Source organism: Streptomyces sp. NPDC015532 (assembly GCF_043078065.1).
Taxonomy (GTDB): Bacteria; Actinomycetota; Actinomycetes; order Streptomycetales; family Streptomycetaceae; genus Streptomyces.
Genome location: NZ_JBIBSY010000005.1, coordinates 34,699 through 48,164 on the forward strand (window position 1 = coordinate 34,699; position 13,466 = coordinate 48,164).

At 70.4% G+C, this 13,466-nt stretch carries 9 protein-coding genes, 1 tRNA gene and 1 pseudogene; 2 read left to right on the top strand and 9 right to left on the bottom strand.

Annotated features, from left to right (window positions below; all coding sequences use genetic code 11):
- Nucleotides 1–267: 267 nt before the first annotated feature.
- The 4 genes from ACF07B_RS17650 to ACF07B_RS17665 all read right to left on the bottom strand — a co-directional run bounded on the left by ACF07B_RS17650 (nt 268) and on the right by ACF07B_RS17665 (nt 2,890).
- Nucleotides 268–1,785 (bottom strand): phage/plasmid primase, P4 family, encoded by a 1,518-nt coding sequence (locus tag ACF07B_RS17650; protein ID WP_392179568.1) that lies wholly within the window; start codon nt 1,783–1,785, stop codon nt 268–270.
- Nucleotides 1,782–2,261: a hypothetical protein gene (locus ACF07B_RS17655; RefSeq protein ID WP_392179569.1), complete on the bottom strand. Its 480-nt coding sequence runs from the start codon at nt 2,259–2,261 to the stop codon at nt 1,782–1,784. Before ACF07B_RS17655 ends, ACF07B_RS17650 begins: the two co-directional genes overlap by 4 nt.
- Nucleotides 2,258–2,548, bottom strand: a complete 291-nt coding sequence (locus tag ACF07B_RS17660) for a hypothetical protein (RefSeq protein ID WP_392179570.1) — start codon at nt 2,546–2,548, stop codon at nt 2,258–2,260. The genes ACF07B_RS17655 and ACF07B_RS17660 overlap by 4 nt, the downstream gene beginning before the upstream one ends.
- 126 nt (nt 2,549–2,674) lie before the next feature.
- The gene (locus tag ACF07B_RS17665) at nt 2,675–2,890 is read right to left on the bottom strand and encodes a helix-turn-helix domain-containing protein (protein ID WP_392179571.1); all 216 of its coding nucleotides are present in this window, start codon (nt 2,888–2,890) and stop codon (nt 2,675–2,677) included.
- A 132-nt stretch (nt 2,891–3,022) separates the two neighbouring features.
- Between ACF07B_RS17665 and ACF07B_RS17670 the strand changes: the two genes are divergently transcribed.
- Together ACF07B_RS17670 and ACF07B_RS17675 are read left to right on the top strand one after the other, a co-directional pair.
- Nucleotides 3,023–3,706 (top strand): helix-turn-helix domain-containing protein, encoded by a 684-nt coding sequence (locus ACF07B_RS17670; RefSeq protein ID WP_392179572.1) that lies wholly within the window; start codon nt 3,023–3,025, stop codon nt 3,704–3,706.
- A gap of 95 nt (nt 3,707–3,801) precedes the next feature.
- Nucleotides 3,802–4,860: pseudogene (locus ACF07B_RS17675) on the top strand (tyrosine-type recombinase/integrase); the annotation flags it as partial.
- A gap of 263 nt (nt 4,861–5,123) precedes the next feature.
- Here ACF07B_RS17675 and ACF07B_RS17680 read toward each other — a convergent pair.
- The 5 genes from ACF07B_RS17680 to ACF07B_RS17700 form a co-directional block, all read right to left on the bottom strand.
- Nucleotides 5,124–5,199 (bottom strand) — tRNA-Lys (locus tag ACF07B_RS17680).
- Between the two features lie 122 nt (nt 5,200–5,321).
- Nucleotides 5,322–6,857 (bottom strand): amino acid permease, encoded by a 1,536-nt coding sequence (locus ACF07B_RS17685; RefSeq protein WP_392179573.1) that lies wholly within the window; start codon nt 6,855–6,857, stop codon nt 5,322–5,324.
- A gap of 58 nt (nt 6,858–6,915) precedes the next feature.
- The gene (locus ACF07B_RS17690; RefSeq protein WP_392179574.1) at nt 6,916–10,008 is read right to left on the bottom strand and encodes an FG-GAP repeat domain-containing protein; all 3,093 of its coding nucleotides are present in this window, start codon (nt 10,006–10,008) and stop codon (nt 6,916–6,918) included.
- A 236-nt stretch (nt 10,009–10,244) separates the two neighbouring features.
- On the bottom strand, nt 10,245–12,494 hold the full coding sequence (locus ACF07B_RS17695; RefSeq protein WP_392179575.1) for a DEAD/DEAH box helicase: 2,250 nt from the start codon (nt 12,492–12,494) through the stop codon (nt 10,245–10,247).
- Nucleotides 12,495–12,834: 340 nt separating this feature from the next.
- A complete protein-coding gene (locus ACF07B_RS17700) occupies nt 12,835–13,353 on the bottom strand; it encodes a hypothetical protein (protein ID WP_392179576.1) in 519 nt (172 codons plus the stop codon).
- Nucleotides 13,354–13,466: the final 113 nt, after the last annotated feature.

Here is a 13,466-nt window from a genome sequence, read left to right on the forward strand (position 1 = left end):
CCGGTCCACGGCCGGGGCTTCGTTGGTATTGGGGGTGGGTGGTCCGGGGTCAGGACCGGGTGTGGTCCGGGGTGGTGCGGCCTCTGTTTGCGCTGGTCACCGTGTGGCGGTCTGGGTGGTCCGGGGTAGGTCGCGGAACTTCTCTGGGTGGGTTGCGGGTGCGTGCCTGTGCGTGCGGGGAACTTCTTGGAAATGCCCGGACCACCCGGACCAGGGTGTTTGACCTGCGGGTTCACTGGCCGAACACCCTGGACCAATCCCGGACCACTACCCGGACCACCGCGGACCGGTGGCGGGTCGGTCGAGGCGGACACCCACGTATGACGGTGTCCGGACGCCACCGATACGGATCTTGGATTCCTTGATGCCTGCGCCGGCGGCGAACAGGTCGCGGCTGAACGTCGGCTTAGTGCCGGGGTGGTCGCGGCCTTCGGTTCGGCACCAGTCGCGCCACGCCTCGTAGAGGTCGTCTTTCGGGGTGCTGGCCTCGGGGGCGAGCTGGCACCAGTCGGCGAGGAACGCGCGGATCGGGCTTGTGCTCGCGTTGAGTAGGGCGACGGCTTCGGCCGACGAGGCTGGCTCGACGAGGCGCCCGCGGGTGGTGAGTCGGTCGAGGCCGTCGAGGGCCCAGTTCAGGATTCCGGGCATCTCGCGGGCCAGGTCGCGTTCGAGGGTGGTGTCTTCGCGCCCGAGGTTGCTGATCGCCATCGTGAGGATGAGCAGCCGCGAGGCGATCGCGCCGGACGAGTCGCGGAATGCGGGGAGCTCGTTGGACAGGAGCATGAACCGCGCCGGGAGGCGCCCGGACCAAGGCTCCTTGTGCTTCCGGTCGACCGTGACCGCGTCCTCGCCGGAGATCGTGAGCAGCCGCTCGACGATGGTCTCGGCGCCCTGCCGAGGCAGACGGGCATCCGCAACGATCGCGAGGGACTTACCGATCAGGTCGGCCAGGCCGAAGTTCGTCGTCAGGGACGACATGGTCGGGCCGGTCATGTTCCGTTTACCGATCAGCGCCGTCAGGGTCCGGGCGATCGTGCCCTTACCGGATCGCATCGGCCCGACGATGAGGAGCATCTTTTGCAGGTCGGTGCGGCCGGACAGGACGTAGCCGAACCACTCCTGTACGGCTTGGACGGCTTCGGGGTCGTCGGGCCAGATCGAACCCAGGAAGCCGAGCCAGCGTGTAGGGGCGGGCGCCTGCGGGTCGTAGTCGAACGGCACCGACACACGGTTGAAGAACACCGGGGTAAGTGGGTGCAGAGCACGGGTGGTGACGTCGAGCAGGCCGTTTTGACAGGCGACGATGGTGCGCTGTTCGTGCTCGCGGTCGGGCGCGGCAAGCCAGGTCGGGGGTTCCGTGTCGGCGGGCAGGTGCACGATCGCGGCCATGGCTTCCATGAGGTTCGCGACCTTCGCTGAGGTGGGCGCCCAATCGACGGTCTTGTCCTGGCCGTTGCGGTCGGTGGTGGTGTAGGTGGCGTGCTCGACGCGGGGGTACAGGTCGGCGCGCATGGCGGCAGCGTCGTCCTCGTCCCAGTGCGGGCCGCGCCACCGCATCCACGCGCCGCGCCAGTGCCGCAGGGTGAAGGTGCTGTGTGCCTGCCAGACGGGCAGCAGGGCGCGAGCCACGGCCATGGGGTTGGTGGGGGCGGGAAGGTGCAGCGGCTCGGCGAGCGCTTCGGCGGGCGGCGGCTCGTAGTTGGGGGACGCGTGGGGGAACAGCTGTACCACCGGCTCAGGCGCGGGCCTGGCCGGCGGCACAGCTTCGCCGTAGGCGGCGGTCATCGGTGGGTGGTCTCCAGAGTCTTACGGAGGGTGGGGAGGTCGGTCTGTTCGCCGTTCGGGCCGCGGTGCCGGTACCAGCCGGGGCGTCCGGGGATGGCTACGGGCGGCCAGCCCGCGGTAGCGGTGACGGGGCGCGGGGGCCGGTGACTGGCACGGGCGCGGATCTCCGCGACGGTGGGCCGCTTGGCGAGCGTCGGTAGAACACGGCGGGCTTCGGCGTCCGCGTCGGCAGTGACGCGGCGCCACCACTCCTCGGGGTCGTCGGTGAGCAGCCGGTCGAGTTCGTCGACCTCGGCGCGGTGCTGGCGCCACTGCTCGGCGGCCTCGAAGATTGCGGCGGCCTTGCGGGGGTCGGTGAAGAGCAGCGCACGCCAGGCGGGGCCCCCGTACGGCGGCCAGTCGGTTACGCCGAGCGCAGTTACCTGGGCTGCGGCCCAGAGGGCTACGGCGTCGGTTGCGGCGGGCAGCGCGGTCACAGGGCGGCGCCCACAGCGAGGATGTCGGCCGGGGTGGCGCCGTGGGTGTCCGCGATCGCCCACCACAGGCCGAGCTCACGGGCGGCGTGCCCGGCTGCTTCGGTGTCGCCGGCGTCGTGCGCGACGGCCATCGCGTTGCGGGCGGCGGCGGCCAGGCGGACGGCGCGGTCACGGGTCGCCAGGCGGGCAGCGCGCTCGTCGAGCTGCTGCTCAGCCGTGGTGGTCGAGTTGGCGTCGCCGTCGGTGAGCTGGCTTACGGGCGTGGGGTGCGTAGGGCGTGCCATCATGGGTTTGGCGTCTCCAATCGATTGGAGCGGGGCCCCGGGGGTGCTGGCGAGCGATCCGGGGCTTCGCTGTTTCTGGGGTTCGTCGAGGGCTCTCACCGGGGCGGCAACCCTGGTGCGAGCCCGTTTTCATGCGGCGGGCGCGGTGGCCGGCTGTTCGATGCCGAGCAGTTCGAGCAGGTCGGCACGGCGGGCCCTGTACTGGACTCCGAGCCGCAGCAGTGGGACCGGGAACTCTCCGCGCTTGGCGAGGTCGTACGCGCAGGTCCGGCCGAGGTTCAGGGCGCGGGCCGCGGTCGGAAGGTCGACAGCGACGGGCAGGGCGAGCATTTCGGCGTGGCTCATGCCTCGCGCCGCTTTCATTCCCCGGTCTCGTTGTGCTCTCACGTGGCAACTCCAGTGTGATCGTTGCGTGGAGATCACAGCGTGCCCGTTGATGCTGGACGCTGTCAATCCTCTGCCGTATTGTGCTGCTCCATGACAGATGAAAGCTGGGCGTCCAAGGTCGCCAAGGTGGCAGCGGCAGAGGTTCGCCGATACCGGGACCTGCAAGGCATGAGCGCGCAGCAGCTCTCTGACGCCTGCGCAGAGCTGGGGCACCCGATCGCCCGATCGGTGCTCGCCAACTTCGAAAGCGGTCGTCGGCCGACTCTCTCTGTAGCTGAGCTGCTCGTTATCGCTGAGGCGCTGGAAGTGCCGCCGACATCTCTCGTGTTCCCCGTGGGCTACGCGCCGACCGTTGAAGTTCTGCCTGGCATCGAGTACGACACGTATCGCGCCGCGCAGTGGTGGGCCGGTTTCAACACACCTAACGAGGCGCGACCCGCGAAGCGAGTTGGGTTTGTGCTGTACGACGAACACCAAGACTTCGTACGCGACATCGCGGCAAGCCGCGCCCAAGCGCGGAAGCACTTGGAGAACGCCGCCCGACTCGACGAGGAGCGGGACAAAGACCTCCGCGCGGCCCTGTTCGACCTGTCCAAGGCAGCCGAGTCTCAGGCAGAACAGGCGGAAGAGGTCCTGTGGGAGATCCGCTCTGAAATCCGTCGCAGCGGAATGACGCCGCCCGTTCTTCCGAGCGAGCTGGATGACCTTGTTCGGTACGACGCGCACTTCGCTGATGCCGAGCCTCAGGAGACACGCAAGGGGGACACAGAGTGAAGGGTTCGACGTACAAGCGGTGCAAGTGCCCCGCGCAGTACGACGCCAAGGGCCGGCGGAAGAACTGCCGCAAGGACCACGGCGCCTGGTACTACGTGGCCGACGTCGGGTTCGGTCCGGACGGAAAGCGCAGGCAAGCCCGTAAGGGCGGGTTCCGTACCGCGGACGACGCCGAGAACGCGCTCGCCGAGCTGCTCGCCCGCGTCACTTCGGGCGGCTACACCCACGACGACGGGCAGACTGTCGCGCAGTGGCTCGCCACGTGGCTGGAGTCGAAGGAGCGGGCCGGCCTGCGCCCCTCGACGATCCGCGCGTACCGGCACCACATCGACGACTACCTCGTGCCCCAGCTCGGCCGCCTACGTCTGCGCGACCTGCGTCCGCCACACGTCGACGCCTTGATCCGTGCCGTGAGCGACGGGAAGCGAAAGGCCGCCACCGTTCGGCGGATTCACGCGACGCTCCGTTCCGCCCTGTCGACCGCGGTGAGACAGCGCCTCGTGACCTACAACGCGGCCAAGGACATCGAGTTGCCCAGGGCCCAACGGCCCAAGGCCAAACCGTGGGAGCCGGCCGAACTGGGCGCCTTCCTCGACAGCATCGGCGGGCACAGGCTCGGCTCCATGTTCGAGGTGATCGCCGGTACCGGCATGCGCCGCGGCGAGGCGGTCGGCTTGCGTTGGGATGACATCGACCTCGGCCGCCGGATCATCGTGGTTCGGCAGCAGGTCGTACAGGAGTCCGGGCGGAAGAAGACCAAGCAGGCCGCCGCGCCGTGCCCGTACTGCGAGGCCGGGCACCTCGGCGTCTCCTTCGGCAAGCCCAAGACCGCGTCCGGCGAGGATCGCGTCATCGACCTCGACGAGGTCACGGTCGGCGCCCTGCTCGCCCATCAGCTACGGCAGCAGGCCGAGCGGCAGCAGTGGGGCGAGGCGTACGCCGACCACGGCCTCGTGTTCGCCCGCGAGGACGGCAACCCTCTGCGCCCCGACGACGTCACGAAGCTGTTCGGCCATCTGGTCGACGAGGTGCGGTTCGACGACGACGCCCACCTTCCCGACGAGCAGCGTCGGCGACTGCGCCGGGTACGACTGCACGATCTGCGCCACGGTCAGGCGTCCCTCATGCTCGCCGCCGGCGTCGACCTCGCGATTGTGTCCAAGCGGCTCGGGCACAGTTCCATTTCGATCACGTCGGACACGTACTCGCATCTGCTCGGCGGAGTCGGGCGGGATGCTGCCGACCGCGCCTCGGCCCTCGTACCGCGGGCCAGGAAGGCGCCGCCATCCGGGCCAGCAGCGGGCCAGCGTGACCACTTGGTGACCACCTCGCCCGCGGACTCAGCCGCCGAACAGGCGCCGGAAACGACGGAACCCCCGTCTGACCAGGTCAGCGGGGGTTCCGACCCCGAAGGGCTTGGTAGACCCTGTGGGACTCGAACCCACAACCAATGGATTAAAAGTCCACTGCTCTGCCAATTGAGCTAAGGGTCCCCGCACCGGGAAAACCCCGACACGGCGCACCGGCCCGCGCCGACGCATCCCCGAGCATAGCGGGACGTGGCCGGGACTCCGATCGGGTATCGGTGCCCCGGCCGCGCCGAAGGCCCGCAAGGTCAGGGATCGACCGGTTCGGGTGCACCCTTGCGGGCGGCCTCACGGGCGATCGTGCGCTGATGATCGGGGTTGAGGAACCAGTGACGGGCCGAGGCCAGCCACCAGGCCGCGGCGAAGCCGAGGACGGCCAGGACGGCTATCGGGGCGTAGTTGAACGTCTCCCAGGTGACCGGGGAGACCTGGGGCAGCATGAACAGGACCGTGATGACGGCCACCCAGCCGACCGCGATCACCCCCACGGGCCGGGACCAGCGGCCCAGGTGCCAGGGCCCGCGCTCGAAGGCGTCGCCCTTGCGCACCCGCAGGAAGGTCGGGATGACGTACGCGACGTAGAGGCCGATCACCGCGATCGACGTCACGGCCGCGTAGGCCGCGTAGTTGATGAGGTACGGCAGGCCGAGCACGAGGGCGCCCAACGCGGCCAGCCAGACCGCCGCCACGGGGGTCCGGGTGCGCGGATGCACCGTGTGCCACACCGAGGAGAACGGCAGGGCGCCGTCGCGCGAAAAGGCGTAGATCATGCGGCTGTTGGCCGTCACCGACGCCATGCCGCAGAACAGCTGCGCGCCGATCACGACGAGCAGCAGGAGCTTCCCGGAGGTCGCGCCGAGCGCGTCCAGCAGGATCTGCGCCGGGGGCGCGCCGGTCGCCGAGCCCAGCTCGTTGTCGTAGGACTGGATGGCGAAGGTGAAGCCGAGGAGCAGGACGAATCCGGCGATCCACGAGGTCCAGATGGACCGCACGATGCCCTTCGGGCCGGCCGTGGAGGCGTCGTGGGTCTCCTCCGTCATATGGGCGGAGGCGTCGTACCCGGTGAACGTGTACTGGGCCATGAGGAGTCCGATGAGGACGACGTAGACCCCGCTGCCCCAGCCCGTGTTGTTCACGAACTTCGTGAACACGAAGCCGGCCGACTGGTGGTGGTCCGGCACGAAGGTCAGCGCGCCGACGATGACGGCGACGCCGATGACGTGCCACCACACGCTGATGCTGTTGAGGAGGGCGACGATCCCCACGCCGAAGGTGTTGAGGAGGCCGTGCAGGATCAGGATCCCGGCGAACAGGAGGACCGTGCGGCCCGGCGTCACCTCGAAGTCGAACTGGAGGTTCAGATAGGCGCCGAGGAAGGACGCGGCGCCGAAGTCGATGCCCGCGGTCACCGCCACCTGTCCGAGGACGTTGAACCAGCCCGTGAACCACGCCCAGGCGGCCGCGCTGCGCTCCGGGGCGAGCCGGTGCGCCCAGAAGTACAGCCCGGCGGAGGTCGGATAGGCCGAACAGATCTCGGCCATCGCCAGCCCGACGAACAGCGTCATCAGTCCGACCGCGACCCAGCCCCAGGTGATCACGGCGGGACCGCCGGTGTTCATGCCGAACAGATACAGCGTCAGGCAGCCCGACAGGACCGAGATGATCGTGAAGGAGACCGCGTAGTTGGAGAACGCCGACATGCGGCGGGCGAGAACCTGTGTGTAGCCGAGCTGGGCGAGCCGCTCTTCGTCCGACAGCCCAGTCGCTCTGGCGTCATCTGTCATGCCCCCAGCGATTCCCTCGTCGGGGGCATGACATGCGCTGCGGGGGAGGGCAAGTTGGCTAGAAAAGACCCTTGTAGCCCTGCCGGCCGCCGGTGATCTTCACCCGGGAGCCGAACGAGCCCGTCCCCGTGCCGGCGTTGCGGTAGACGTTCCCCGAGGTGTCGCGCTCGACCAGGTCGTTCTTCCCGTCGCCGGTGATGTCGCCGACCCCGACGATCGCGTCGTACGACGCGCCCCAGGCGGAGAACACCTTGACCCGGTCCTTCAACAGACCTGTCCCGGTGCCGTTGTAGCGGTACAGCGTTCCCGCCTTGTCCCGCGCGAGCACGTCCCCGATCCCGTCGCCGTTCAGGTCCCCGGCGCCGACGATCTTCGTGTAGCCCGTCCACGCCGTACGGACCTTCTTGCCCGCGGCGAGCGTTCCGTCGCTCTTCGCGGCGAACAGGTAGAGGTCGCCTGTCGAGGCCTTCCGCGCGAGCAGATCCGGCCGCAGGTCACCGGTCAGGTCGCCGGGCGAGGTCAGGACGTTGTAGGCGTTCCAGCCGGTGCCGAGCGCCTTGTACGAGGTCGAGGGGGTCGGCGCCGTGCCGCACGCGGGCTTGTAGCCGCGCAGGGACCCGTCACTCATCCGCACCAGGACGTCGTTGCAGCGGTCGCCGTTCAGATCGCCGAACGGCACCGCGACCGCCTTGGCCGACCAGCCGTTGCCGGTGACCTTTCCGGCGAACGCGCCCTTCCCGTCGCCCTGCTGGAAGGTCAGCCCGCCCGAGGAGTTGAGGGTGAGCAGGTCGCCGGTGCCGTCCGGGTCCCCCTCGGCCCCCACGTGGTCGTGCCGCACCGGGCTGCCGCCCTTCAGCCGGACCGTGCCGCGCACCTGGAGCGGACCGCCGACACCGTCCGCGGGCGTGACGGTCACGGTCCAGTCGTAGGAGCCGTCCGGCGCGAAGGTGTCGCCGGGGAGCGCCGGGTCGTCGCCGAACCAGCCGACGTTCAGCTCACCGCGCGCGGGTTCGCCGTCGCGCTCGTCGCTGTAGGTCTTGCCGGTGGCGCGGTTGCGCGCGGTCACCGTCCAGTTCGCGACGGGCTTCGACAGCAGCAGGGTGGTCAGGGTGTCCGGAGTGGTGTCGATCGTGTGCGGGCGGACGGACGGGGCGTTCTCGGCGGGCGCCAGCAGCCGCAGCGGCTGCTGGTCCACTCCGGACGGTACGAGGTGCACGCGCTCCTGGCCGTCCACGTACGCGGCGTTCGCGCCGGACTCGTCGACCGTCCAGCGCACGTCCCGCTGCGAGACGCCGGTGTCGGGCAGCTCCCCGATGACCCGGCTCTCGGCGCTGCCGCCCACGACCGTCGTGAGCGTCAGCTTCCCGGCCGCCTTGTCGTGGGTGACGACGTATCCGTCACCGAGCTTCGCCTCGTCGGCGGGCACGGCCACGGACTTCTTCGCCGTACGGTCCAAGACACCGGCCCGGCCGTCACAGGTCCAGTAGATCCAGCGGCCGAGGGCCTGGAGTTCGGTGGGGGTGCAGCCGGCGTCGGTGGTGAGGGTCTCGGTGGTCTTCCTCGCGGTGAGGTCGTACGCCGTGAGCGTGCCCGGCGTCGGTCCCGCCGTCCAGAGCACGTCACCGGAGAGCGCGGCGGCGCCGGGGGTACGGGTGAGCACGGGGGCGCCGTCGTTGCCGAGCGCGTACACGTACTGCTTGTCGGCGGTCGTGTGGATCAGGTACGTGCCCGAGACGTCGGTGATACGCCCGCCCGCGGGCACGCTCCGCTCCCAGAGGTCGTTGCCCTGGGGCCCGTTGACCCGGATCAGGTCGTTCGTCGCGGAGGAGTGCTCCAGCCAGGCGATCCGGCCGTCGGCCGTCCCGTGGATCTGGGAGCAGGACACGTCCGTCGTCGCGCAGGAGGCGATGGACACGGTCTCCGTGTAGGGCGAGAACTCGGACCGCTCACCGTACGCGGGGGTGCCGGTCGCGGCGACGGTCCGTACGTAGTCGTCGCGGTGCCCGCGCAGGCTGTCGTCCGTGATGACGAGACGGCCCTGGTCGAGGGAGATCCCCTGGACGGGGACGGGCTGCCTGGGCAGCGGCCTGACCTGGGTGACGACGGGGGTGCCGTCCGCGCCGGAGACGATGCGCCGGATGCCCCAGTCGTCGGGGCCGGTGCGGCCGATCTTCACGGCGGAGCCGCCGGGGCCGGCCGCGATCCCGTAGTTCGAGGACGGCAGCAGCGTCACGGCCTGCCCGCCCGCGATCGGCTGCGCGGTCACCTGGTTCACGCCGTTGACCAGCCAGTCGCCGACGACGGCCAGGTCGTGGGTGGCGTTCGGCCCGTCGGCGGTTCCCTGCAGAACGACCTCGGCCGGTGTCGCCGACAGGTCGGCGCGGGGCAGCACCAGGACCTTGGCCTTGTCGTAGGCGAAGACGACGACATGGTCCGGGGCGATCAACACCCTGCTGTACGTGACGGGAATCGGGCCGCTCCAGCTCTGCACCTTGCCGCTCTCCCGGTCCACCGCGACCAGACGCGTCTCACCGTCCAGCGACGCCCGCAGGAAGACGCTCGTGGCGTCGGCACCCGCCGGCTGACCGAGCAGGAGCCCCGCTGGCCCACCGCCGACGCTCACGTCACGAGTGCTTCCGTCGGGCCCGGGGGTGAGCAGGTGCATGATCCGGGTGCTCGTCCCGTCCTCGGCGGGCTCGTTGCGAAACGCGACGGCCAGGTTGTCGAAGGACGTGAGATACCCGAGGTTCGCGGGGATCTGGACGCTGCGGGACGTACCGTCCGCCGCGTCCCAGAAGTCGACCCGGCCGTCTGCGCCCTTGTACGCCAGGACATCGCTGCCGGTGGCCGTGGGGGACAGGCCGGCACGCTGCGGAACGGGGACGGACTCACCGTCGGCGTACCGCGTCCACAGCAGCCCCGTCATGCCCTCCTGCCGGTGGAAGACGCCCCGCGCCCCGGCACTGTCGTGGCCGGATCCCGTGGAGGTGCCGGAGATCGTCGCCGAGGTGTAGGCGCTCCGCAACGCGGCGGGGACCACCGTCTCCTGAGCCGAACCCACCGCGGAGGCGGACGTCGGCAGCAGCGGGATCACGCCGCCCGCGAGCATCGCGGAAGCCGCCGCGGCGACGGCGACGCGTCGCGCTCGCACCGGGCCGACAAAGGAATGACGCAACAAGAAAACCCCTCCCGAAGCCATGCGGGGAGGGGTGTGCACCAGGCGTCGACCTGGTCACAGCCGTCACATCCCCCACATAAGTCAGCTGATATTACAGGCAGTTGACAGGTGAACAGGAAGGGGTTTTCCCGCGGCTCACCCCGGAAACGACGATGTGGCCCCCACCCGGTCCGGGTGGGGGCCACATCACTTCACCGAGCTAGCCGGCGTCAGCCGTTGCGCTTCCAGCGCGGCTTCTCGTCACGGCGGAACGAACCGGGAGCGGTGCCGGTGCCGGTCGTGCGGTGGTCGTCGCGACGGCCGGTCGGGCGGTCGTGGCCGGAGCGGAAGCCGCCGCCCGCGGGACGGTCGCCCTGGCGGTCACGGTTGAAGGGACGGTCGCTGCCCCGGTGGCCGCCACGCTCGTCGCGGTTGAAGCCGCCACCGCTGCGGTTGTCACGGTTGAAGCCGCCACCGCTGCGGTTGTCGTCACGACGGAAACCACCACGGTCACCGCCACGGTCGTCGCGGTTGAAGCCGCCACCGCGGTTGTCGTCACGACGCTCGAAAGAACGGCCGCCACGGTCGTCACGGTTGAAGCCGCCACCGCGGTTGTCGTCACGACGCTCGAAAGAACGGCCGCCACGGTCATCGCGGTTGAAGCCGCCACCACTGCGGTTGTCACGGTTGAAACCGCCACCGCTGCGGTTGTCGTCACGACGCTCGAAAGAACGGCCGCCACGGTCGTCACGGTTGAAGCCGCCACCACTGCGGTTGTCACGGTTGAAACCGCCACCGCTGCGGTTGTCGTCACGACGGAAACCACCACGGTCACCGCCACGGTCATCGCGGTTGAAGCCACCACCGCGGTTGTCGTCACGACGGAAACCACCACGGTCGTCACGACGCTCGTAGTTGCCCCGCTCGTCACGGCGCTGACGCGGCTGCTCGGCCGGCTCGGCGGCGACGGCCTCGGCGGCCGGAGCCTCGACGACGGCCTGCTCGGCCGCGGCCTCGGCGGCGGCCGCGACGGCCACCTCCGGGTCCTCGCCCCGCTCACGCGCGGCACGGGCGACCAGACGGTCGGCCTCGCCGCGCAGCTCGACGGCACGGCGCTGCGCGCGCTCCAGCTCCTTGGTGAGCTGCGTGACCTCACGCTCGGCCTGCTGGGCGGCGTCGCCCGCGGACTGGGCCTGGACCTCGGTCATCGACCGGGCGCCGGTGATCTCGGCGACCTCGGGCTCGAAGGCCGTACCGGAGTTGATGATGTGACGCGCGGCGTCGACGCCCGCGTCCTCCATCAGCCGGAAGATCTGGCGGCGCTGGTGCGGCAGCGACAGCGACACGACGGTGCCGGAGCGGCCGGCGCGGGCGGTACGGCCCGAGCGGTGCAGGTAGTCCTTGTGGTCACCGGCCGGGTCCACGTTCAGGACCAGGTCGATGCCGTCGACGTGGATACCGCGGGCGGCGACGTCGGTGGCGACGAGCGCGTTGACGTAACCGTCCTTGAAGTCGGCCAGCGTCCGCGTACGGGCGCCCTGCGTCATGCCGCCGTGCAGCGCGTCGGCCTTCACACCGGCGTCGCGGAGCTGCTCCGCGATGCGGTCGGCGCCGAGCTGCGTGCGGACGAAGATGATCGTGCGGCCCTTGCGGGAGGCGATCGCGGCGGTGACCGGCGCCTTGTCCTTGGGCTTCACGATGAGGATGTGGTGCGACATGGTCGTGACGTTGCCCTGGGCGCTGTCGACCTCGTGCGTCACCGGGTTGGTCAGGTAGCGCTTGACCAGCGTGGAGATCTCGTTCTCCATCGTGGCGGAGAACAGCATCCGCTGGCCGCCGGCCGGGATCTGGTCGAGCAGCTCGGTGACCTCGGGCAGGAAGCCCAGGTCCGACATCTGGTCGGCCTCGTCGAGGACGGCGATCTGGGTGTTCTCCAGCGAGCAGGCGCCGCGGTTGATGATGTCGCGCAGACGGCCCGGGGTGGCGACGAGGACGTCGACGCCGCGCTCCAGGGCGTAGATCTGGTTGCCCATCGACGTACCGCCGCAGACGACCTTCATCTTCAGGCCGAGGACGTCGCCGTAGGGCTGCAGCGCGTCGGCGACCTGCATGGCCAGCTCACGGGTCGGCGTGAGGATGACGGCGCGCGGCTTCTTCTTCTCGGTGTGGCCGCCGGCGAGCTGCGCCAGGGTCGGCAGACCGAAGGAGAGGGTCTTGCCGGAGCCGGTGCGGCCACGGCCGAGGATGTCCTTGCCGGCCAGGGCGTCCGGGATGGTCGCGGCCTGGATCGGGAAGGGGCTGGTCACGCCGTTCTGCGCGAGCTTGCGGACGACGCCCTCGGGAAGACCGAGGTCGGAGAACGTGAGCTCGGGGGCGGACTCGACGGCCTCGACGGTCTCGATGACCTCGACGGCCTCGACCGCGTCGTCGTTCTCGTTGTTCTCGGGCACGACGATGTGGTCAGTACTGGAAACAGACATGCGAAATGCGAACCTTCCGGAGTTCTTCGGCACGCGCCCAAACTCCGTGAAGTCGCAAACGACCGCCTCTATGCGGTCCGGCCACGGCAAGGGAGAGTACGCGCCACGCGGCGCTCTCTGCGGCGGCGCCGGGCAAATGGGATCAAACGATCTACTACCATACGCACCCTTCCCCCATGAAGGCAAACTGAGCCCCATACGAGCAGGCCAGGGTGCGTTCCTAGCCACCTGCTCGCTTCATCAAAGCTACCCCGCCCGCGCCGACCGCGCTGTTGTACCGGCCACATTCACGGCTTCGGCGCCCGTGAACCCCGCCACATCCGCCTCGCCCCGGGCCGCGCTACACGGGCGAGCCCGCCTCCGGGGCCGGTTCCCGCTGGATCAGCTGGGTCACCGGCTGCTCGTGCGCCGACGACGACGGCTCCGGCGTCGCGGGGTCGGGCGGCGACGGCTGCGAGACCGGCGGGGGCTCGGGCGACGGCTCCGACGTCGTACGCGTGGGGGTCGGCTCGCCGCCCGGCGGCGCTGTGTCCTTGGACGGGGCCCCGCCCTTGTCGGTCGCCTTCTCGGACGGCTTCGCGCCCGGGGACGCCGAGGCCGACGCGTCGCCGGACGCGGACTCCCCCGGCTTCGGCGAGGCCTTGCCGCCCTTGCCGCCCTTTCCGCTCCTGCCGCTGTACGCCCCGGACCCGCCGCCGCCCACGGCCGAGCCGGCGCCGGGCACCGCGTCGGCTCGTCGGCCCGCCGGGTGCGAGGGCCCCGGCCGCCCCGCGTCGTCGCCGACGCTCATGCAGCCGGCGGTGGCGGTCGCGGCCAGGACCACGGCGACCAGACGGGCGGGTACGTACAAGGCACGCACGAGCGGCCACCTCCGAGCGGGGTGTCCCCCGCTCGCAAGGAGCCGGGAGCGTGGGGAGAAACGGGAGTTCCCCCTTCCAACTCCCGCCGCCCGCGGGAGGACACGCGCCCCCC

Excerpts from the sequence above, each read along its gene's own strand:
- ACF07B_RS17650 (WP_392179568.1), bottom strand. The coding sequence starts at position 1,785 with ATGACCGCCGCCTACGGCGAAGCTGTGCCGCCGGCCAGGCCCGCGCCT.
- ACF07B_RS17660 (WP_392179570.1), bottom strand. The coding sequence starts at position 2,548 with ATGATGGCACGCCCTACGCACCCCACGCCCGTAAGCCAGCTCACCGAC.
- ACF07B_RS17665 (WP_392179571.1), bottom strand. The coding sequence starts at position 2,890 with ATGAGCCACGCCGAAATGCTCGCCCTGCCCGTCGCTGTCGACCTTCCG.
- ACF07B_RS17670 (WP_392179572.1), top strand. The coding sequence starts at position 3,023 with ATGACAGATGAAAGCTGGGCGTCCAAGGTCGCCAAGGTGGCAGCGGCA.
- ACF07B_RS17685 (WP_392179573.1), bottom strand. The coding sequence starts at position 6,857 with ATGACAGATGACGCCAGAGCGACTGGGCTGTCGGACGAAGAGCGGCTC.
- ACF07B_RS17695 (WP_392179575.1), bottom strand. The coding sequence starts at position 12,494 with ATGTCTGTTTCCAGTACTGACCACATCGTCGTGCCCGAGAACAACGAG.